Source organism: Janthinobacterium darwini (assembly GCF_051380905.1).
In the GTDB taxonomy this organism is placed as follows: Bacteria; Pseudomonadota; Gammaproteobacteria; order Burkholderiales; family Burkholderiaceae_D; genus Janthinobacterium.
The window spans coordinates 381293-401543 of record NZ_JBNYXX010000004.1 but is presented as its reverse complement, the minus strand read 5'-3'; the positions used below and the strand labels follow the sequence as shown (position 1 = coordinate 401543).

Here is a 20251-nt window from a genome sequence, read left to right as displayed (position 1 = left end):
TTATGGGGCGCGGCGCATTTCGGCGACAAAATCATAGTGATCGCTGCGGCAATACGAATGCGTGAGCTCCACCGCTTCGCCCGAATCCAGGTAGGCGATGCGCGTGATGAACAGCACGGCCTGGCCATCGGGGATGCCCAGCTGCTTGGCAAGCACGTCCGTCGCATTCATGGCACGGATGTGCTGCAAGGCGCGCACGGGGGCCTTCCTGATACTGCTCAAGTATTCGTACAGCGAATCGCCCACGGCGCCCGGGTCCGGCACCACGCTGAAGGGCAGCACGCTCACTTCATACGCCATCACCACGTCGTCGGCCAGGCGCAAGCGCTCCAATCGCGCCACTTTCGTATTCTGCGCCAGGCCCAGGCTCAGCTGTTCATCGCTGCTGGCGATGACGACTTCACGCTTGAGCCAGCGCGAACCGGGACGATAGCCGCGCTGCTGCAGTTGCTCGGAAAAGCTCGACAAGTTCGATAACGGCTGCTCGATGCGCGGGGCAATATAGTTGCCCGAACCACGGCGACGCACGACGAGGCCTTGCTCGACGAGCTGGTCGATGGCCTTGCGGGCAGTCACGCGCGATACGTCAAGCAGTTCGGACAGGGTACGTTCAGAGGGCAGGGCCTGGTCTACCTGGTAGCGGCCGTTGCGTACGTCATCGCTCAGCTTGCGGGCGATCTGCATATATAAAGGCGAATTGTCATTTAAATCGACCTTGAGTTCTACGCTGGTCTGGCTCATACAGTTCTCCTTGTCCTCCTAGTGTAATAGCGATGGCGCTTGCGCGTAGCCCGTCCACCCATGAATAAATGGAAAATGACCATAAATAACGGTTATACACTTAAAAAAACAATGTTTTACCGTAGGTATAGCTTTGCATTATAGATAAATAAGCAATTTTCATTAGCGTAGCAAACCATCCCACCCTATGCTGGCAAGGCGTCCATCCACCATGACATAGGGAAAGCATGATCAACAAAATGACGGGATTGCTGGGCTTGCTGCTGCTGGGTACGACCTGGACGGCGCTGGCCGCCCCGCTTGGCAACAGCACCAGCACCAGCACGATGCGACAAGACGGGCAGCAGCGGGCGCTCGATGCAGCGCTGTCGGCCATTGTCGATGACCCGGCCCACCCGCTGGCCAGCCTGTCCGTGCTGGCCATTCGCCACGGCAAGGTATCGTATCAGCAACAATTTGGCTACCGGCACATCGGCGTTACGCCAGCGGACAGCTTGCCCGTGACGCCGGCCACCCTGTTTCGCATCGCCTCCGTATCGAAGATGATGACCGCGCTGGGCCTGATGCGGCTGGTCGAGCAGGGCAAGCTGAGCCTGGACCAGGACGTGGGCATCTATTTGGGCTTTTCCCTTCGCAACCCGCATTTCCCCCAGCAAGCCGTGACCCTGCGCAGCTTGCTCAGCCACACGTCCTCGCTGCGCGACGCGGGCGGCTACTCATGGGGCCCCGAACGCAGGCTGCGTGACGTGTTTACGGCTGGCAACGACAGCATGTGGGACAAGCACACCGCGCCGTGCCGCTATTTTACGTATGCCAACTTGAACTGGGGCGTGATCGGCACCGTGATGGAAAAAGTCACGGGTGAACGCTTCGACCTGCTGATGCGGCGGCTGCTGCTCGATCCACTCGATGTGCGCGGCGGTTATTATCCGGCGGCATTTTCCACGGACGAGGTGGAGAATACGGCCACGCTGTACCGCAAGCGCACGCTGGAGACGGAAATATGGCAACCGCAAGGGCCGTGGATCGCCCAGGCCGATGATTTTTACAAGCGCCCACCTGCCGGCCTGGCCAACTATGTCATAGGCAGCAACGCCACCGTCTTCAGTCCCACGGGCGGCTTGCGCATCTCCGCTGCGGGACTGGGCACCGTCATGCAGATGCTGCTCGACGGTGGCCGCCATCAAGGCAAGCAACTGCTGCAGCCGACCAGCCTCGCGCTGATGTTTGGCCGACAATGGCAGCTGGCGCCCGATGGCGACAATGGCAGCAATGGCGACAGCGAGCGGGGCCTGTACCGCGCCTGGGGCCTGGGCAACCAGCAATTCGATGCGGTGGAGGGGCAGGGCAACGGCCTGGTCGAGGGCGCCAGTTTCTCCGCCGTGGGGCATCTGGGTGAGGCGTACGGCCTCGTCTCCGCCTTCGTGCTCGATTTCAAGAACAACAACGGCATGGTGGTCTTGGTGGGTGGCACGGGCAGCGACCCGGAACGCTATCCGGGCACCTATTCCGCCATGGGGCGCAGCGAGGAATTGATACTCACCACCTTATACCGTGGTGCGATTGACAAGCATGAATGATCTCACTGAAACAGTGCATTCCTGAAAGTTATGGCTGCACCATGATGTTTCATTGGCTCCCTGAACGGCCAGCCTCTAAGCTCTTCCCGAATGCTCCCGCACCATGGGAGCGCAACGCAGCGAGGCAACATGCAGCAACAAGTCATCATCATCGGCGGCGGCGTCGTCGGTCTGACATCGGCCTGGTGGCTGGCCGAGGCCGGCTACAAGGTCACTGTATTGGAACGCAATGAACAAGTGGCCATTGCCGCCAGCTACCGCAATGGCGGCCAGCTCAGCTATCGCTATGTGGCGCCGCTGGCCGACGCGGGCGTGCCCTTCAAAGCCCTGCAATGGCTGCTGCAGAAAGATGGCCCGCTGCGCTTCCGTCCCGAGGCGGACTGGCGCCAATGGCGCTGGATGGCCAGTTTCTTGCGCAATTGCAACGGCGCCAGCAATGCCCGCACGACGGCCAAGCTGCTGCAACTGGGAGAATTAAGCCGCACCGGCATGGCGCAGCTGGAATTGACGGTCCCGCCGGAAGCGTATGCCTGGCGCGATGCGGGCAAGCTCATCGTCTACCGTTCGCCCGCCATCTTCCAGCGGGCCGTGGCCCGGCCCGAATCGGAAGAGGCGCGCATCGTCTTGTCTCCCGCAGAAGCGGTACAGCGCGAACCGGCGCTGGCCGCCTTGCAGGGCGCCCTGGCGGGCGGCATCTTTACCGAAGGTGAAGCGGTGGCCGATTGCCACGCCTTTTGCCTGGCGCTGGAAGCGCGCTTGCTGCAGCACCCGAATTGTTCACTGCTATTAAAAGGCGAGGCGCGCCGCCTCGTCACGCACAAGGGCAAGATCACGGGTATCGACACCAGCCTGGGCCTGTTGCAGGCAGATCACTATGTGCTGGCGGCCGGCATCCAAAGCCGCGACCTGGCCGCCACGGCGGGCATTTACCTGCCCCTGTATCCGCTGAAAGGCTACAGCCTGACGGCCCCCATCCGTGCGCAAGACCAGGCGCCCGAGATCAGCATCACGGATTTCGAGCGCAAGGTGCTGTATGCGCGCATCGGTGGCGACCTGCGCGTGGCCGCCATGGTCGACATGGTGGGCGCCGACAACAGCATAGACTGGGGCCGCATCGCCGGCCTGACGCGCCTGGCGCGCGAAGCCATGCCGCACGGCGCCGATTACGAGCAGGCCACAGCCTGGGCCGGCCTGCGCCCTGCCACGCCGAACAGCGCACCGCTGGTGGGAGCCAGCAAATATGCGAACTTGTGGCTGAATGTGGGCCATGGCCCGCTGGGCTTTACCTTTGCCGCCGGCACGGCGCGCATCCTCGCCGATGTCATGGCCGGCAAGGCGCCACCGTTCGCGCTGGACTTCCTCAGCCCGAAAAAATAGCAGGCCAAGACGGCGCGCACGCGCCGCTGCCGATATGGCGGATAATTGCGGAACTTTCCTGATCCCTCTTTTCTGTTCCTTATTGCCAGCGCATGCCCACACCCTCGACATCTGCCGCCTGCCCCTGTGGCGGCGCCTCCTACGCCAGTTGCTGCGGCCCGTATATCACGGGCGACGCCTTGCCGCCCACGGCCGAAGCCCTGATGCGCTCGCGCTACACGGCGTTTACCTTGCGCAATGAGCCATACCTGCGCGCCACCTGGCATGCCAGCACCCGCCCTGCCGACGCTTTATTTGCCGACGAAGAAAAAGTCCACTGGCTGGGACTTGAGGTAAAATCTGCTTTACGTTTACGTCAACGTAAAGCAGAATCAGCAGATCAAGCCGAAGAGATACACCGCGACAGCGTGGAATTCGTGGCCCGCTACAAGGTCAATGGCCGCGCGCACCGCCTGCATGAAGTGAGCCGCTTCGTGCGCGAAGCTGGTGACGGTGGCATGCGCTGGTTTTATCTCGACGGCAGTTTTCCCGAATAGCGCGACCCGAGAGACCGGGCGATCATAAAAAGGAACCGCAATGCCGCACATCGAAAGCAAACTCAATCCCCGCAGTGAAGATTTCAAGGCTAATGCCGCGGCCATGCAAGCCATCGTCGACGATTTGCGCGACAAGGTCGAGAAAATCGCGGCCGGTGGCGGCGAGGCGGCGGCCGCCAAGCACCTGGCGCGCGGAAAACTGCTGCCGCGCGACCGCGTGCAGATGCTGCTCGATCCCGGCACGCCCTTCCTCGAGTTTTCCCAGATGGCCGCCTACGCCATGTACCAGGACGCCAAAGGCGTCGATGCGGCGCCTTCCGCCGGCATCATCACTGGCATTGGCCGCGTCTCGGGCCAGGAATGCGTCATCGTCTGCAACGACGCCACCGTCAAGGGCGGCACCTACTACCCGATGACGGTGAAAAAGCATTTGCGCGCCCAGGAAATCGCCGACCAGAATAACCTGCCTTGCATCTACCTGGTCGACTCGGGCGGTGCCAACCTGCCGAACCAGGACGACGTCTTCCCTGACCGCGACCATTTCGGCCGCATCTTCTACAACCAGGCGAACCTGTCGGCCAAGGGGATTCCGCAAATCGCCGTGGTGATGGGTTCTTGCACTGCCGGCGGCGCCTATGTGCCGGCCATGAGCGACGAATCGATCATCGTCAAGGAGCAGGGCACGATTTTCCTCGGCGGCCCGCCGCTGGTCAAAGCGGCCACCGGTGAAGTGGTGACGGCCGAAGACCTGGGCGGCGGCGACGTGCACACGCGCTTGTCCGGCGTGGTCGACCACCTGGCGCAAAACGATTTGCACGCGCTGTCGCTGGCGCGCACCATCGTCTCGAACCTGAACCGCACGAAGCCGCAGCAGATGGCGCTACGCGAGTCCGTCGAGCCGAAATACCCGACGCAGGAACTGTATGGCGTGATCCCCGTCGACACACGCAAGCCCTTCGATGTACGCGAAGTGATCGCGCGCATCGTCGACGGCAGCGATTTCGACGAATTCAAGGCGCGCTACGGCACCACCCTGATCTGCGGCTTTGCGCATATCTATGGCGTCAAGGTGGGCATCATCGCCAATAACGGCATCTTGTTCTCCGAATCGGCGCTGAAAGGCACGCATTTCATCGAATTGTGCTGCCAGCGCAAGATCCCGCTCGTCTTCCTGCAAAACATCACCGGCTTCATGGTGGGCCGCAAGTACGAAAACGAAGGCATCGCCCGCAATGGCGCCAAGATGGTGACCGCTGTGGCCACGGCCGCCGTGCCGAAATTCACTGTGATCATCGGCGGCAGCTTCGGCGCCGGAAATTACGGCATGTGCGGCCGCGCGTTTTCTCCCCGTTTCATGTGGATGTGGCCCAACGCGCGCATTTCCGTCATGGGCGGCGACCAGGCGGCTTCCGTGCTGGCGACCGTCAAGCGCGACGGCATCGAGGGCAAGGGCGGCGAATGGAGCGCGGACGAGGAAGCCGCCTTCAAGCAGCCGATCAAGGATCAATATGAACACCAGGGCCACCCCTACTATGCCACCGCGCGCCTGTGGGACGATGGCGTGATCGACCCGGCCGATACCCGCATGGTGCTGGGCCTGGGCCTGTCGGCTGCGCTCAACGCCGACATCCCGGACACGAAGTTCGGCGTGTTTCGTATGTAACCGGCATGTCAGGGAGAAGAGCATGGAATTTGAAACCTTAAAACTGGTCATCGAGGGCAATGTCGCCACCGTGACCCTGAACCGACCCGACGTGCGCAATGCCTTCAACGAGACGACGATCGCCGAACTGGCGCGCGCCTTCGACGGCCTGGGGCGCAGCGACATGGTGCGCGCCATCGTGCTGGCGGCCAATGGCGCGGCCTTTTGCGCCGGTGCGGACCTGAACTGGATGAAGAAGATGGCCGGCTACACGCATGCCGAAAACCAGGCCGACGCGCTGCAGCTGGCGCAGATGCTGCGCACGATTTACCTGTGTCCCAAGCCCGTCGTGGCGAAGATCCAGGGCGACTGTTATGCGGGCGGCATGGGCCTGGTCGCCGCATGCGATATCATTCTGGTTGCGGAAGACGTGCATTTCTGCCTGAGCGAAGTGCGGCTGGGACTGATCCCGGCCACTATTTCACCGTATGTCATCAAGGCCATGGGCGAAAACGCGGCACGCCGCTATTTCCTGACCGCAGAGCGATTCTCTGCGCAGGAAGCGCTGCGCATCGGCTTTGCCCACGAGGTAGTCGCTGGCGACGCGCTGGACGCGAAAACAGCCGAGGTGCTCAAAGCGCTGACGGGCAACAGCCCGCACGCCGTGGCGCAAGCGAAAACGCTGGTGCGCGAGATCGTTGGCCAGCCGGTCGATGATGCACTGCTGGCGGACACCGCCGAGCGCATCGCGCAGATCCGCGCCTCGGAGCAGGGACGCGAAGGCGTGCAATCGTTCCTCGACAAGCGCAAGCCGGGTTGGCTCATGGGCTAGCGCATGGACTAAGAAAATCATTGGAGCAGTTTTGAAAGCAGAAAAACAATCGGGCTGGGTCGAACGCAGTCTGCGCAGCGTGTGGCATCCGTGCACGCAAATGCAGCATCACGAGACGGTTCCGCTCATCCCCGTCAGCCACGGCCGCGGCGCCTGGCTGTATGACCACGAAGGCCGACGCTACCTGGACGCCATCAGCTCCTGGTGGGTGAACCTGTTCGGCCATGCGAACCCGCGCATCAATGCGGAACTGAAGGATCAGCTGGACCGCCTGGAGCACGCAATGCTGGCCGGTTTTACGCATGAACCGGTGGTCGAACTGTCGGAAAAGCTGTCGGCATTGACCAACGGCGTGCTCGGTCACAGTTTTTACGCGTCCGACGGCGCCTCGGCCGTGGAAATCGCCCTGAAAATGAGCTTTCACGCGTGGCGCAACAGCGGCAAAAGTGACAAGCAGGAATTCGTCTGCCTGAAAGGCAGCTACCACGGCGAAACCATCGGCGCGCTGGCCGTCACCGACGTCGCCCTGTTCAAGGATGCCTACGGCCCTTTATTGCGCGCCTCGCAGACGGTGATGTCGCCTGACTTCCGCCAGGCGGCAGAGGGAGAGTCCGCCGAGGATGTGGCGCACCGCGCCGCCGCCGACGTGGAACGCCTGTTCCAGGAAAAAGCCGACAAGATCGCCGCCATCATCATCGAACCGCTGGTGCAGTGCGCCACCGGCATGGCCATGCACGACCCGCTGTACCTGTCGCTGGTGCGCGCCCTGTGCGACCGCTACCAGGTGCATCTGATCCTCGATGAAATTGCCGTCGGCTGCGGCCGCACGGGCACCTTCTTTGCCTGCGAACAGGCCGGCATCTGGCCCGACTTCGTCTGCCTGTCGAAAGGCATCAGCGGCGGCTACCTGCCGCTATCGCTGGTGATGACGCGCGAAGATATCTATCAAGCCTTCTACAGCACCGATGTGCGTCGCGGCTTTTTGCATTCGCACTCGTACACTGGCAACCCGCTTGCCTGCCGCGCGGCGCTGGCAACCCTGTCGATTTTCGAGGAAGACGATGTGCTGGTGGCCAACCGGGTGCGCGCCGAAAAAATCACGCGCGCCCTGGCGCCGCTGGCGCAGCATGAAAAAGTGCACAATTTCCGCCAGCAGGGCATGATCTGGGCCTTTGACGCCGTCGATGCGGCGCCCGATTTTTCGCGCCGCTTCTTCAGCACGGCGCTGGAACACGAACTGCTGATGCGCCCCATCGGCTCCACCGTCTACCTGATGCCGCCCTACATCCTCGACGACGATGAAATCGCGGGCCTGGGCCAGCAAACCCTGGCCGTTTTCAATCATGTGATCGGGGCCTGAGATGGAACTGATCGCGCGATTACAACAGCAACTGCAAGGACTGGAAGAGCGTAGCCTGATCCGCCGCCGCCGCACCGTCGACACGCCATGCGCGCCGCGCCTGACGGTGGACGGGCGTGACATGCTGGCCTTTTGCAGCAATGACTACCTGGGCCTGGCCTCGCATCCGCGCATCGTGGAGGCGCTCAAAGAGGGCGCCGACCTGTATGGCGCCGGCAGCGGCGCTTCGCACCTGATCAGCGGCCACAGCCGCGCCCACGCATTGCTGGAAGAGCGCCTGGCCGCTTTTGTCGGTGCCAACCTGGAACAGGCGCGCGCGCTGTATTTTTGCACCGGCTACATGGCCAACCTGGCCGTGCTCACGGCCCTGGCGGCGGGCGACGTGGAGACCGAAATCTTCTCGGAAGCACTGAACCATGCCTCGCTGATCGACGGCACGCGCCTGGCGCGTGTGAAAACGCGCGTGTATCCGCACGCCGACCTCGATGCCTTGGCGGCCCTGCTCGCGGCCAGCACGGCAACAACCAAGATCGTCGTCACCGACAGCGTCTTCAGCATGGACGGCGACCTGGCGCCGCTGCCCGCGCTGCTGGACCTGTGCGAGCAATATGGCGCCTGGCTGGTGGTCGACGATGCACACGGCTTCGGCGCGCTGGGCGAGAATGGCCGTGGCGCACTGGAACACTTCGACCTGCATTCGCCATACCTCGTGTATGTAGGCACCTTGGGCAAATCGGCTGGCGTGGGCGGCGCCTTTGTTTGCGCGCATGAGGCAGTGATCGACACGCTGATCCAGAAGGCGCGTCCGTACATCTTCACCACGGCGGCGGCGCCCGCGCTCGCGCATGCGCTGCTGGCCAGCCTGGACATCATCGCCGGCGACGAAGGCCGGCAGCGCCGCACCCACCTGGCAGCGCTGGTGGCGCAATGGAACGACGGCCTGCGGCTGCAGCGCTGGCAAGCCTTGCCGTCATCGAGCGCCATCCAGCCCGTCATCATCGGCGAGAACGCAGAAATGATGGCTATCGCCGCCCAACTGTACCAGCAAGGCCTGTGGGTCGGCGCCATCCGCCCACCCACCGTCCCTGTCGGCACGGCGCGCCTGCGCGTAACCCTGTCGGCCGGCCACACGGCGCAGGAAGTGGCGCAATTGATCAACGCAGTCAACACCCTGGAAAGGACACGCCATGAGCCTTGATGACCCCATCGTGGCCGAAGTGCTGGCGGACCTGGCACCGGCCGTGCAGCCGGCACCGGCCACTGCCGGCCTGCCATCGCGCTTTGCCTGTTTCGTCACCGGCACCGATACGGAAATCGGCAAGACCTTGACCTCGTCGGCCCTGCTGCACGCGCTGGTCGCGCGCGGTGTGCGCGCCTGCGGCATGAAACCCGTGGCCGCCGGCGCCGAGATGCGCGACGGCGAACTGCATAATGAAGACGCCGACAGCCTGCTCGCCGCCGGCAACGTCACCATGCTGCGCAGCCTGACCACGCCCTACATGCTGAAAGAAGCGGCGGCACCGCACATCGCCGCCGCCCTCGAAGGCGTGAGCATCGAATCGGTGCCCATCCTGGCCGCCTACCTGGAAATCGCCGCCGCCTCGGACGCCGTGGTGGTCGAAGGCGTGGGCGGATTCCGCGTGCCGCTGTCGCCCGGTTTCGATTCAGCCGACCTGGCGCAGCAGCTCGACCTGCCGGTGATCCTGGTGGTGGGCATGCGTTTGGGCTGCATCAGCCAGGCCTTGCTGACGGTGGAAGCCATCGAAGCGCGCGGCCTGACGGTAATCGGCTGGGTCGCCAACACCCTGGAAGTGGAAATGCGCTTCCTCGAAGAAAATATCGAAGCGCTGATCGAGCGCATCCCGGCGCCGCTGCTGGGCAGGGTGCCGCGCCTGGCGCAACCCGGCGCGGAAGCGGCGGCGGCCTATCTCGATTTCACCGGCTTGCCCAACTGGCCGGCGCAGCATCCAAACACTTAATGTAGCTAAAAAATAGAAACGAAGGAATCACATGTCTCACGTCCAAGAAGCAGCAAAAACCGTCGAACTGCACCGCCCTGCGGCGCGCATCACCGTGCCGGAAGCGGCCACCTGGCCCGTCGCCGATGTGCTGGCCCTGTTCGACCTGCCATTCAATGAGCTGATGTTCAAGGCCCAGCAAACGCACCGCATCAACTTCCCCGATGGCGACGTGGAGCTGGCGACCTTGTTGTCGATCAAGACGGGTGGCTGCGAAGAAGACTGCGGCTACTGCCCGCAGGCGGCCCGCTACGACACGGGCGTGGAAGCGAAGAAGATCCTCGACATCGATACGGTGCTCGACGCGGCCCGCCAGGCCAAAGCCAACGGCGCCACGCGCTTCTGCATGGGCGCCGCCTGGCGCAGCCCGAAAGAGCGCGACATGGAAAAAGTCGAAGAGATGGTCACCAAGGTCAAGGCGCTGGGCCTGGAAACCTGCGCTACTTTGGGCATGCTGGAAGAGGGACAGGCGGACCGCCTGAAGAACGCCGGCCTCGACTTCTACAACCATAACCTCGATACGGCGCCCGAGTTTTACGACAACGTCATCTCCACGCGCGAATACCAGGACCGCCTGGACACCCTGGGCCGCGTGCGCGAAGCCGGCTTGAAAGTATGCTGCGGCGGCATCGTCGGCATGGGCGAGACGCGCTTGCAGCGCGCGGGCCTGATCGCCCAGCTGGCCAATTTGAATCCCTACCCGGAATCAGTGCCCGTCAACCACCTGGTGCAGGTGGAAGGCACGCCTTTGTATGGCCTGGAAGCGCTGGACCCGTTCGAGTTCGTGCGCACGATCGCTGTCGCCCGCATCACCATGCCGAAGGCGCGCGTGCGTTTGTCGGCGGGCCGGCGCCAGATGGGCGAAGCCGTGCAAGCCATGTGCTTCCTGGCTGGCGCCAATTCCATCTTCTACGGCGACAAGCTGCTCACCACCGACAACCCGGAAGCGGAAGACGACCGCACCCTGTTGAACAAACTGGGCCTGCAAACGCGCGGCGCCATGCTGGATTCGGTACAGAAAGAGAAGTGCGGCTGCTGATGAAAGCCTTGTCGGGTTACGCCGTGCCGGCTAACCCGACCTACGAATGCCGCCTCACCAATGCGTAAGCCGACACGCCAGCACACAACGTCCATGACAAGAGACAGCTGCCCCTTTTTGAGAGAATAGAGAGAGACCATGTTCACTAAAATCCTGATCGCCAACCGCGGCGAAATCGCTTGCCGAGTCGCCGCTACCGCACGCCGCATGGGCATCCAGACTGTCGCCGTGTATTCCGAGGCGGACGCCAACGCCAAGCACGTCGCCGTGTGCGACGAAGCCGTCTTGATCGGCCCCGCGCCGGCCAAGGAAAGCTATCTGTGCGGCGACAAGATCATCGCTGTAGCGCTGGCGACAGGCGCGCAGGCGATCCACCCCGGCTACGGCTTTTTGTCCGAAAACGCGGATTTCGCCGACGCCTGCCATGCAGCGGGCCTGGTCTTCATCGGCCCGCCGGCTTCCGCCATGCGCGCCATGGGCTCCAAGTCGGCCGCCAAGTCGCTGATGGAAAAAGCCAACGTGCCGCTGGTGCCCGGCTACCACGGCGACGAACAGGATGCGGACTTCCTGCACGGGCAGGCCGACAAGATCGGCTATCCCGTGCTGCTGAAGGCGTCTGCTGGCGGCGGCGGCAAGGGCATGCGCGTCATCGAACACTCCGCCGACTTCAAGGCGGCGCTGGCCTCGTGCAAGCGCGAAGCGATCAGCTCTTTCGGCGACGACAAGGTGCTGGCAGAGAAATACCTGTCGCGCCCGCGGCATATCGAAATCCAGGTGTTCGCCGATACCCTGGGCAACTGCATCTACCTGTTCGAGCGCGATTGCTCGGTACAGCGCCGTCATCAAAAGGTGCTGGAAGAAGCGCCTGCGCCCGGCATGCCGGTTGAACGTCGCGCCGCCATGGGCGAGGCGGCCGTCGCCGCCGCCAAGGCCGTCGGTTACGTCGGCGCGGGCACGGTGGAATTCATCGCCAACCAGGATGGTTCGTTTTACTTCATGGAGATGAACACGCGCTTGCAAGTGGAGCACCCGGTGACGGAAATGATCACCGGCACGGATCTGGTGGAATGGCAGTTGCGCGTCGCCTTTGGCGAGCCGCTGCCGAAAAAACAAAGCGAATTGACGATCCACGGCCACGCCATCGAGGCGCGCATCTATGCGGAAAATCCGGAAAAGGGCTTCCTGCCATCGATCGGCACGCTGCGCCACATGCAGTCGCCGCAAGCCGTGACGTTCGAGCTGGGTGGAACGCTGGTTCCGGCCGCCGTGCGCATCGATTCGGGCGTGCGCGAGGGAGATGCAATTTCGCCGTTCTACGACCCGATGATCGCCAAGCTGATCGTCTGGGGCGCGGACCGCCGCGAAGCGCTGGCGCGCATGGCGCAGGCGCTGGCCGAATACCAGATCGTGGGCCTGGCCAGCAATATCGCCTTTTTGAAGCGCCTGGTCGAAGGCCAGGCATTTGCCAGCGCCGACCTCGATACGGGTTTGATCGAGCGCAATCAAGACGCCCTGTTCCCCGCCCTGCAGCCGGCGCCCGACACGGCCCTGGCACTGGCGTCCGTCGCCCTGCTGCTGGAAGAGAAGGCGGCTGCCGAAACGCAATCGGCCAATCGCGCCGACCCGTGGGGCAATGCCCTGGGCTGGCGTTTGAACAGCACCCTCGGACGCAGCCTGGCGTTCGCCGATGAATTCGCGCTGGCTGGCGACAGCAAGGCCTATGCCGCGCGCATCGCCTACAAGACGGATGGCTGGCTGTTCAACGGCCAGCCCCTCACCCTGACGGCGCACAAAGGCAACGAGCTGCACATCAAGCTGGGCGAGCGTGCCGTGCACGGTACCGTGCTGCGCGACGGGGAGCAGTTCCACGTGTTCAGCAGCGGCTTGCACACCACACTGCACTACAGCGACCCGATGGCGCATGCGGGCGAAGTGGAAGCGGAAGGCGGACGCCTGACGGCGCCGATGCCGGGCAAAGTTGTCGCCGTGCTGGTGAACAAAGGGCAGGACGTCAAGAAAGGCGAGCCTTTGGTCATCATGGAAGCGATGAAGATGGAGCACACGATCGCTGCGCCGCACGACGGCCTGGTGGAAGACGTGCTGTACGCGGTCGGCGACCAGGTAGCCGATGGCGCGCCGCTGCTGGCTTTCAAGGCCGCCGCATAGAGGCGGCCACGATGCGCATCCTTTTACAGCGCGCGGACGGCAAGGAAGCGGCGTGGGTCGCCGATTTCAAGGACTTGCTGCCCGAGGCCGAAATCCATTTCTGGCGCGAAGGCGACACGTTCGCGCCATGCGACTACGCCGTGGTGTGGCAGCCGCCAGCGGCCATGCTGCCGGCATTGCGCGAAGTCAAAGCCATCTTCAACACGGGCGCGGGCGTCGACGCGCTCCTGAAATTTGGCGAGGCGCTGCCCGCCCACGTGCCGCTGGTGCGCCTGGACGACGCGGGCATGGGCGTGCAGATGGCCGAATATGTGAGCCACGCCGTGCTGCGCCACTTCCGCCGCTTCGACGATTACGAAGCCCAGGGCCGCGCGGGCATCTGGCAGCCGCTGCCCCCGTTTGACAAGGCGGATTTCCCGGTCGGCGTACTGGGCATGGGCGTGCTGGGCACCCGCGTGCTGCAAGCGCTGGCGCAGTTCGAATTCCCGCTGCGGGGATGGAGCCGTAACCGCAAGCACATCGATGGCGTGCAGTGCTTTGCGGGCGAGGAAGGCCTTGATGCATTTTTGCGCGGCACGCGCGTGCTGGTGTGCATGCTGCCACTCACGCCGGAGACGCACAACCTGCTCGACCGTGCGCGCCTGTCGATGCTGCTGCCTGGCGCCTACGTCATCAACGTGGCGCGCGGCGCGCATCTCGCCGAACCGGACTTATTGACCCTGATCCGCTCCGGGCATATCGCCGGGGCGACCCTGGACGTGTTCCGCAACGAGCCGCTGCCGCAGCAGCACCCGTTCTGGCTGGAACCGCGCATCACCATCACGCCGCATATTTCGGCCGCCACCCTGCGCCGCGAAAGCGTGGCGCAAATCGCCGCCAAGATGCGCCGCCTGCACGCCGGAGACTCTGTCGCCGGCATCGTCAACCGTTTGCAAGGATATTGAGATGAGCAATCAACCGAATTTGCCGAAACAGGTCAAGATCGTCGAAGTGGGCCCGCGCGACGGCCTGCAAAACGAAAAGGAAACCATCAGTGCCGCCGTCAAGATCGAGCTGGTCGACCGCCTGACCCTGGCGGGCTTCGCCAATATCGAGGCGGCGTCGTTCGTCTCGCCGAAATGGGTGCCGCAGATGGCCACCAGCGCCGAAGTGATGGAAAAAATCGCGCGCCGCCCAAGCACGATTTATTCGGCGCTGACGCCGAACATGCAGGGTTTCGATGCAGCGCTGGCGGCGAAGGCCGATGAAGTGGTGATCTTCGGCTCGGCCTCCGAGGCGTTCTCGCAAAAGAACATCAACTGCTCGATCGCCGAATCGATCGCCCGCTTCGAAGGCGTGGCGAAGGCGGCCAAGGAACACGGCTTGCGCCTGCGCGGCAGCATCAGCTGCGCCTTTGGCTGCCCCTACCAGGGCGACGTGCCGCTCGACGCCGTGGCCGACGTGGTGGGACGCATGCGCGACCTCGGCTGCGACGAGATCGATATCGCCGACACCATCGGCGTGGCCACGCCGCGCAAAACGCAGGCGGTGATGGAACGCGCCATTGCGGCTTTCCACGTGGGCGGCCTGTCCGGCCACTTCCACGACACCTATGGCCAGGCGCTGGCGAATATTTACGCCAGCCTGGAAACGGGCATTGCGATTTATCATTCGTCCGTCTCCGGCCTGGGCGGCTGCCCCTACGCCAAGGGCGCCACCGGCAACGTGGCGACCGAAGACGTGCTGTACATGATGCAGGGACTGGGTATCGCCACCGGCATCGACCTGGACCTGGTGGTCGATGCGGGGCAGTTCATCTCGCAGCAGCTGGGGCGCAAGGGTTCCAGCCGCGCGGGTAACGCCATTGCGGCGAAACGGGCAGGCTGAGATCTGGGGTCAGACCCTCAATGCCGCTAGCGTCAAGCTCAGCGCCAGCACAGCCGGGGGTCTGACCCCGGCTGTGAAGACTTCTGCAGTGTGAACGCAGCGATCAACCGTACAGACGAAAAAAAACCCAAGAGCCTAAACTCTTGGGTTTTTTTCTACAAATTTGGTCGGAGTACAAGGATTCGAACCTTGGACCCCCTGGTCCCAAACCAGGTGCGCTACCGGGCTGCGCCACACTCCGAAGACCAAGATAATACAGGCCGTATCGACTTCGGTCAAGGGTCAGGTGAAACTCTGTGTAAATTATTTACGCGCAACACAGGAAGCCCTGTATTTTTCAAAACGATTGAAGTATGCGACACTAAGTTTGCAAGTTTTCCCGATCAGACATGAAGGCGACGACGGCAATGGAGTTCAGGATAGAAAGCAGCGACGGCGGCCGAACCATGCCTAAGGGCCGCGGCATCGTGCTGGGCATAGCCGTGTCCTTGCTGCTGCATGGCGCCTTGATCTATCTGTGGCGCCATGTGCAGCCACCCATCCGGCCGGACACGGCCCCGCGCGTGGAATCGATTGCCGTCTGGATACGCCCGCTTGCCGCCAGGCCTCCACCGCCCGTCGAAGTCGTCAAGCCGAAGCGGGAAGCAAAACCCCTCAGCAAGCCGAAACTTGCCACGACCCGGGAAACGCCAGCGGCGGCCACGGCGCCGGCGGCCAGCCCGCAAGCCATCATGGTCGTGCCGGCATCACCGGCCATGCCGGCAGCCAGTGCCGATACCTTGACGCAAGAAACACCGAAATTCGACATGGACGCGGCCAAACGCACGGCGCGCAAGATGGCCGGCGAGCGCGATCCCTCCAAGGTGGGCACGGCCGTGGGGCAAATCCCCGACATGCCGCTGCAAACGGAAACCCAGCTGGCGCGCGACATCGCACAAGGCAAGCGCGGCGATTGCCGCACCGCCTATTCAGGTGCTGGCTTGCTGGCGCCAGTCCTGATGTTGCTCGACAAGAAGGATAGCGGCTGCAAGTGGTAGTTACTTAACAATCATCACCGGGCATGCAGAGAGCAGCCTATTCCTGCCCCTTCAACTGCAGCGCCCGCTCATACAGGGCGTTTTTCTTGCGCCCCGTAATCTGCGCCGTCAAATTCGCCGCCTGCTTGACGCTGCATTCGGCCAGCAGGATGTTCAGGATGCGCTCCGCTTCCACGTCTTCCGCGTCCTGCGCTTCCGTGGCGCCTTCCAGCAGGACGACAAATTCTCCCTTTTCGCGGTGCGCGTCGGCGCGGATCCAGCTTTCCGCCTCGGACAGGGGACAGCGGTGGATTTCCTCGAACATTTTCGTCAGCTCGCGCGCAAACACCACCTGGCGCGTGGGCTCGAACGCTTCCACCAGGGCCGTGGCGCAATCGAGGATGCGGTGCGGCGCTTCATAGAAGACCATCGTCGCCGTCACGCCGCGCAGGCTGTGCAGCATGTTTTCGCGCTGCTTGGCCTTGGCTGGCAGGAAGCCGACGAAGTAAAACTGGTCATTCAACAGACCGCTGGCGGAAATGGCGGTGATCGCCGCCGACGGGCCGGGCAGGGGCAGCACGCGCAAGCCGGCCGCGCGCACGGCGTCGACAATGCGCGCGCCGGGGTCGGAAACGGCGGGTGTACCCGCGTCGGAAACGAGGGCGATGCGCTCGCCGGCCTGCAGGCGTGCAATCAGGGTTTGCGCCACTTCGCGCTCATTATGTTGATGCGCAGCAATTAATGGCTTGTTCAGGCCAAAGCGCGTCAGCAGGTGCGCCGTGTTGCGCGTATCTTCACAGGCGACGGCGTCTGCAAGGCTCAGCAAGTGTAGCGCGCGCAGGCTGATATCGGTCACATTGCCGATCGGCGTGGCCACTATATACAATGTTGCGATAGGATAGACCTGGTGCGCCGCCTCTGTCATGATGGGCAGGCTGGCGATGGAACTGATTTCTTGTACGGTCATTTTGGAGGTTAAATGCTTGCTAATAGTGTGAAGTTACTGCTTGTTTGTGCCGCGACCGGCATGCTGAGCGCTTGCAGCACGCCTTGCGACGCGCCCGGGCAATTGTGCGCGCCTATTGAATCTAACACAAGGGCGCTGCCGCCTCCGAAGCCGCTGCCACCACCCGTGCCACCCAAGCCGCCCGCGCCCGAACCGGTGACGTTTGCCGTGGCCGTGCCCGATATTACCGCGTACGACGGCAATGGCGCGCCGCTGGCGCCCATTACCACCAAGCCGGCGACCGGCACGCCGCAGGACATGCCGGCCGCCACGGCGCCGGCGCCCGCCGACGGCCAGGTCCACCACATCGGCCTGCTGCTGCCGCTGCGCTCGGCTTCCCTGGGCCCGGCCGCCGAATTGCTGCGCGCCGGCTTCATGGCCGCGTATGAACGCGACCGCAGCGGCTTTGAAGTGACGGTGATCGACACGGGCGATGGCAGCAGCGACGTCCTGAACAAGTTTGCGCAAGCACAAGAGGAACAGGACATCGTCGTGGGCCCCCTGTCGCGCTCGGCCGTCACGGCCGTGGCGAATAGCGACCTGGTGCGCAAGCCGACGATCGCCCTGAACCACCCCGACAACCGCGGCGAGGCGCGCCTGCCTGCCAAGCTGCTGGTGATGGGCCTGTCGATCGAAGCGGAAGCGCGCCAGGTCGCCGCCTGGGCCGCCAGCGAACAGCCGGGCGCCAGCGCGCTGATCCTGTCCGCCGGTTCGCCCTCGCAGCGCCGCATCAGCGCCGCCTTCAAGCAGGAATGGCTGCGCCAGGGCGGCAAGATCGAGGCGATGGACTTGACGGCCACGAATGGCTACCTGAGCGATGCGGAACTGGTGCAGCTGCGCGCGCGCCTGGCAGCGACGCCCCCAGGCCTGCTGTTTGCCGCGCTCGACGCCGACCAGGCACGCCAGCTGCGCGTGGCCATCGGCAGCGATCTACCCCTGTATGGCACCTCGTCCTTGAATCCCGGCGTCGGACGCGGCGCCAGCGGCCCTGAACTCGACGGTGCGCGCCTGCTGGACTTGCCTTGGCAAGTGCAGCGCGACCATCCCCAAGTAATGGTGTATCCACAGCCCGAGCAGCCTGCCGAACGCCGCCTGACGGCCGACATGGAACGCCTGTATGCGCTGGGCATCGATGCCTTCCGCGTGGCGCGCGAAGTGGCGCTGCGGCCGAACACGCCATTTACCCTCGATGGCGTGACGGGGCGCCTGGCCGTGCGCTTTGAGAACGATCAAAGCGTGTTCGAACGCACGGAACAGGCCGCCAGCTACCAGCAGGGCGTGCTGGGCACCTGGCCGCCGGCCGCGCCTGTCGCCGTGCCGCCAGCCCAATAAGGATGCACCATGCCACCCCTGCCGTTCCAGAACAAACAGGCACGGGGACGGCAAGGGGAAGACGATGCGCTCGCGTATCTGCTGCTGCAAGGCTTGGTGCTGCTGGAACGCAACTATCTGTGCAAGGGTGGCGAGCTGGACCTGATCATGCGCGATGGCCCATCAGTCGTCTTCGTGGAAGTGCGGCTACGCAGCAGTGCAGCCTTCGGCGGCGCCCTGGCCAGCATCACGCCAGCCAAGCAGCGGCGCATGGTGTACGCGGCACAAACCTGGCTACAAGGACAAAAGACACTGCCACCTTGCCGCTTCGACGCGCTGGCCATCGATGGCGGGCGCATCAGCTGGCTGAAAAACATCCTCGATATGTAAGCATTTTTAACAGTGCTTGTCCGCCATGCCGCGCGCCTGCACTATAATCGGCAGACTATGAATAATCAACGCATCCTCTCGCACTTCCACGAAAGTGCCGAACTCAAGATCCAGGCCGCCACCGTACTGGCGCAACCCATTGCGCAGGCGATCGACCTGATGTTTTATGCATTGTCAAACGGCAACAAAATCCTGGCCTGCGGCAACGGCGGTTCCGCCGCCGACTGCCAGCATTTCGCGGCCGAGCTGGTGGGACGCTTCGAACGCGAGCGCTTTCCGCTGCCGGCCCTGGCGCTGACGACGGATACGTCGATCCTGACGGCCGTGGCCAACGACTACAGCTACCGCGAGATTTTCTCGAAGCAGGTGCAGGCCTTCGGCCAGGCCGGCGACATCCTGCTGGCCATCTCCACGTCGGGCAATTCGGCCAACGTAATGGCCGCCGTGGAAGCAGCGCTCGAGCGCGAAATGCGCGTCGTGGCGCTGACGGGCAAGGACGGCGGCGCCATTGGCAAGATGCTGACGGATGCCGACGTGCATATCTGCGTACCGGCCGAGCGCACGGCGCGCATCCAGGAAGTCCATCTGACCACCATACATTGCATCTGCGACGGCATCGACGTCGCGCTATTCGGAGGAGACGTGAATGACTAAATTCGGTACTGGCCCAGGCTGGAAACGCGTACAACGCCCGCTGGCCACCGCACTCCTGTGCGGCGCCATGCTCACCTCGCTCACCGGCTGCATCGAACTGATGGTCGGCGGCGCCGTGATGGGCGGCGTTGCCGCGGCAGACCGCCGCACCCTGGGCGCCCAAACCGAAGACAAGTCGATCGCCGTCAAAGGCGAGTCGCGCATCCCTTCCATCGTCGGCGATGCCGGCCATGTGAATGTCACCAGCTTCAACCGCCGCGTCCTGCTGACGGGCGAAGTGCGCGATGACGCGATGAAAAATGCCGTCGAGCGCGAAGTGCGCAATATCGAGGGCGTGGAATCGGTGGCCAATGAACTGATCATCGCCGGCCCGGCCAGCTACACCTCGCGCTCGAACGACGCGCTGATCACCACCAAGGTCAAGGCCAGCCTGGTCGACATGAAAACCATCTCGGCAGCCTCGTTCAAGGTCGTCACCGAGAACGGCACCGTCTTCCTGATGGGCCGCGTTACCCAGCGCGAAGGCACGGTCGCGGCCGACGTGGCGCGCGGCGTGGGCGGCGTGCAGAAAGTGGTCAAGCTGTTCGACTACATTTCGGAAGCGGAACTGAAGCAATTGCAGCCGGACCCGCCGCAGCAGCGCACGACGGGCAGCGTCGGCGACAGGCCCCAGCAGTAAGCCTGTACGTCGTTTGACCTACGGCTTTGATGCAGCGA

Annotated in this window: 19 protein-coding genes and 1 tRNA gene; 17 read left to right on the top strand and 3 right to left on the bottom strand. The window is 63.6% G+C overall.

All coding sequences use genetic code 11. The features are described from left to right. Positions 1–741 carry a GntR family transcriptional regulator gene (locus ACQ4WZ_RS23105; RefSeq protein WP_133989030.1) on the bottom strand — a complete coding sequence of 247 codons (741 nt, stop codon included), beginning with the start codon at positions 739–741 and terminating at the stop codon, positions 1–3. A gap of 227 nt (positions 742–968) precedes the next feature. Between ACQ4WZ_RS23105 and ACQ4WZ_RS23100 the strand changes: the two genes are divergently transcribed. The 12 genes from ACQ4WZ_RS23100 to ACQ4WZ_RS23045 all read left to right on the top strand — a co-directional run bounded on the left by ACQ4WZ_RS23100 (position 969) and on the right by ACQ4WZ_RS23045 (position 15157). Then, on the top strand, positions 969–2321 hold the full coding sequence (locus tag ACQ4WZ_RS23100; RefSeq protein WP_436574605.1) for a serine hydrolase domain-containing protein: 1353 nt from the start codon (positions 969–971) through the stop codon (positions 2319–2321). 90 nt (positions 2322–2411) lie between these two features. Beyond that, entirely contained in the window at positions 2412–3698 is a 1287-nt protein-coding gene (locus ACQ4WZ_RS23095) for a D-amino acid dehydrogenase (protein WP_133989029.1), read from the top strand. 92 nt (positions 3699–3790) lie between these two features. Next, positions 3791–4234 (top strand): YchJ family protein, encoded by a 444-nt coding sequence (locus ACQ4WZ_RS23090; protein ID WP_133989028.1) that lies wholly within the window; start codon positions 3791–3793, stop codon positions 4232–4234. A 40-nt stretch (positions 4235–4274) separates the two neighbouring features. Next, the gene (locus tag ACQ4WZ_RS23085; protein WP_101483268.1) at positions 4275–5897 is read left to right on the top strand and encodes a carboxyl transferase domain-containing protein; all 1623 of its coding nucleotides are present in this window, start codon (positions 4275–4277) and stop codon (positions 5895–5897) included. A 22-nt stretch (positions 5898–5919) separates the two neighbouring features. Continuing rightward, entirely contained in the window at positions 5920–6708 is a 789-nt protein-coding gene (locus ACQ4WZ_RS23080) for an enoyl-CoA hydratase/isomerase family protein (protein ID WP_436574604.1), read from the top strand. A gap of 31 nt (positions 6709–6739) precedes the next feature. Next, entirely contained in the window at positions 6740–8068 is a 1329-nt protein-coding gene (gene bioA, locus ACQ4WZ_RS23075; RefSeq protein ID WP_436574603.1) for an adenosylmethionine--8-amino-7-oxononanoate transaminase, read from the top strand. Between the two features lies 1 nt (position 8069). Continuing rightward, the gene (gene bioF / locus ACQ4WZ_RS23070) at positions 8070–9266 is read left to right on the top strand and encodes an 8-amino-7-oxononanoate synthase (RefSeq protein WP_436574602.1); all 1197 of its coding nucleotides are present in this window, start codon (positions 8070–8072) and stop codon (positions 9264–9266) included. Then, positions 9256–10047, top strand: coding sequence for a dethiobiotin synthase (bioD, locus tag ACQ4WZ_RS23065; RefSeq protein ID WP_436574601.1), 792 nt, complete (start codon positions 9256–9258; stop codon positions 10045–10047). Before bioF ends, bioD begins: the two co-directional genes overlap by 11 nt. A 31-nt stretch (positions 10048–10078) precedes the next feature. Then, positions 10079–11125, top strand: coding sequence for a biotin synthase BioB (gene bioB, locus ACQ4WZ_RS23060; RefSeq protein ID WP_101483273.1), 1047 nt, complete (start codon positions 10079–10081; stop codon positions 11123–11125). Positions 11126–11263: 138 nt separating this feature from the next. Further along, positions 11264–13291, top strand: a complete 2028-nt coding sequence (locus ACQ4WZ_RS23055) for an acetyl/propionyl/methylcrotonyl-CoA carboxylase subunit alpha (RefSeq protein ID WP_101483274.1) — start codon at positions 11264–11266, stop codon at positions 13289–13291. Positions 13292–13302: 11 nt separating this feature from the next. Next, positions 13303–14235: a 2-hydroxyacid dehydrogenase gene (locus ACQ4WZ_RS23050; protein ID WP_436574600.1), complete on the top strand. Its 933-nt coding sequence runs from the start codon at positions 13303–13305 to the stop codon at positions 14233–14235. Position 14236: 1 nt separating this feature from the next. Further along, entirely contained in the window at positions 14237–15157 is a 921-nt protein-coding gene (locus tag ACQ4WZ_RS23045) for a hydroxymethylglutaryl-CoA lyase (protein ID WP_101483276.1), read from the top strand. 164 nt (positions 15158–15321) lie between these two features. Here ACQ4WZ_RS23045 and ACQ4WZ_RS23040 read toward each other — a convergent pair. Further along, positions 15322–15398: transfer RNA gene (locus tag ACQ4WZ_RS23040), tRNA-Pro, on the bottom strand. Positions 15399–15603: 205 nt separating this feature from the next. Between ACQ4WZ_RS23040 and ACQ4WZ_RS23035 the strand changes: the two genes are divergently transcribed. After that, positions 15604–16194 (top strand): hypothetical protein, encoded by a 591-nt coding sequence (locus ACQ4WZ_RS23035; RefSeq protein ID WP_436574599.1) that lies wholly within the window; start codon positions 15604–15606, stop codon positions 16192–16194. 37 nt (positions 16195–16231) lie between these two features. Here ACQ4WZ_RS23035 and rsmI read toward each other — a convergent pair whose 3' ends face one another. Continuing rightward, entirely contained in the window at positions 16232–17140 is a 909-nt protein-coding gene (gene rsmI / locus ACQ4WZ_RS23030; protein WP_101483278.1) for a 16S rRNA (cytidine(1402)-2'-O)-methyltransferase, read from the bottom strand. Positions 17141–17305: 165 nt separating this feature from the next. On the opposite strand from rsmI, the gene ACQ4WZ_RS23025 reads away from it, so the two are divergent. Genes ACQ4WZ_RS23025 through ACQ4WZ_RS23010 form a run of 4 tightly spaced genes read left to right on the top strand, consistent with a single transcriptional unit; the run spans position 17306 to position 20213 of the window. Further along, the gene (locus ACQ4WZ_RS23025; protein WP_133989022.1) at positions 17306–18511 is read left to right on the top strand and encodes a penicillin-binding protein activator; all 1206 of its coding nucleotides are present in this window, start codon (positions 17306–17308) and stop codon (positions 18509–18511) included. 9 nt (positions 18512–18520) lie between these two features. Then, a complete protein-coding gene (locus ACQ4WZ_RS23020; protein WP_101483280.1) occupies positions 18521–18880 on the top strand; it encodes a YraN family protein in 360 nt (119 codons plus the stop codon). Positions 18881–18937: 57 nt separating this feature from the next. Then, positions 18938–19534: a phosphoheptose isomerase gene (locus ACQ4WZ_RS23015; protein ID WP_034752465.1), complete on the top strand. Its 597-nt coding sequence runs from the start codon at positions 18938–18940 to the stop codon at positions 19532–19534. Further along, entirely contained in the window at positions 19527–20213 is a 687-nt protein-coding gene (locus tag ACQ4WZ_RS23010; RefSeq protein ID WP_133989020.1) for a BON domain-containing protein, read from the top strand. The genes ACQ4WZ_RS23015 and ACQ4WZ_RS23010 overlap by 8 nt, the downstream gene beginning before the upstream one ends. Positions 20214–20251: the final 38 nt, after the last annotated feature.

Coding starts and splice junctions, on each gene's coding strand:
- ACQ4WZ_RS23095 (WP_133989029.1), top strand. CDS start 2,412: ATGCTCCCGCACCATGGGAGCGCAACGCAGCGAGGCAACATGCAGCAA.
- ACQ4WZ_RS23050 (WP_436574600.1), top strand. CDS start 13,303: ATGCGCATCCTTTTACAGCGCGCGGACGGCAAGGAAGCGGCGTGGGTC.
- bioB (WP_101483273.1), top strand. CDS start 10,079: ATGTCTCACGTCCAAGAAGCAGCAAAAACCGTCGAACTGCACCGCCCT.
- rsmI (WP_101483278.1), bottom strand. CDS start 17,140: ATGACCGTACAAGAAATCAGTTCCATCGCCAGCCTGCCCATCATGACA.
- ACQ4WZ_RS23090 (WP_133989028.1), top strand. CDS start 3,791: ATGCCCACACCCTCGACATCTGCCGCCTGCCCCTGTGGCGGCGCCTCC.
- ACQ4WZ_RS23100 (WP_436574605.1), top strand. CDS start 969: ATGATCAACAAAATGACGGGATTGCTGGGCTTGCTGCTGCTGGGTACG.
- ACQ4WZ_RS23010 (WP_133989020.1), top strand. CDS start 19,527: ATGACTAAATTCGGTACTGGCCCAGGCTGGAAACGCGTACAACGCCCG.
- ACQ4WZ_RS23020 (WP_101483280.1), top strand. CDS start 18,521: ATGCCACCCCTGCCGTTCCAGAACAAACAGGCACGGGGACGGCAAGGG.
- ACQ4WZ_RS23085 (WP_101483268.1), top strand. CDS start 4,275: ATGCCGCACATCGAAAGCAAACTCAATCCCCGCAGTGAAGATTTCAAG.
- bioF (WP_436574602.1), top strand. CDS start 8,070: ATGGAACTGATCGCGCGATTACAACAGCAACTGCAAGGACTGGAAGAG.
- ACQ4WZ_RS23105 (WP_133989030.1), bottom strand. CDS start 741: ATGAGCCAGACCAGCGTAGAACTCAAGGTCGATTTAAATGACAATTCG.
- ACQ4WZ_RS23045 (WP_101483276.1), top strand. CDS start 14,237: ATGAGCAATCAACCGAATTTGCCGAAACAGGTCAAGATCGTCGAAGTG.
- bioD (WP_436574601.1), top strand. CDS start 9,256: ATGAGCCTTGATGACCCCATCGTGGCCGAAGTGCTGGCGGACCTGGCA.
- ACQ4WZ_RS23015 (WP_034752465.1), top strand. CDS start 18,938: ATGAATAATCAACGCATCCTCTCGCACTTCCACGAAAGTGCCGAACTC.
- ACQ4WZ_RS23055 (WP_101483274.1), top strand. CDS start 11,264: ATGTTCACTAAAATCCTGATCGCCAACCGCGGCGAAATCGCTTGCCGA.
- ACQ4WZ_RS23080 (WP_436574604.1), top strand. CDS start 5,920: ATGGAATTTGAAACCTTAAAACTGGTCATCGAGGGCAATGTCGCCACC.
- ACQ4WZ_RS23035 (WP_436574599.1), top strand. CDS start 15,604: ATGCCTAAGGGCCGCGGCATCGTGCTGGGCATAGCCGTGTCCTTGCTG.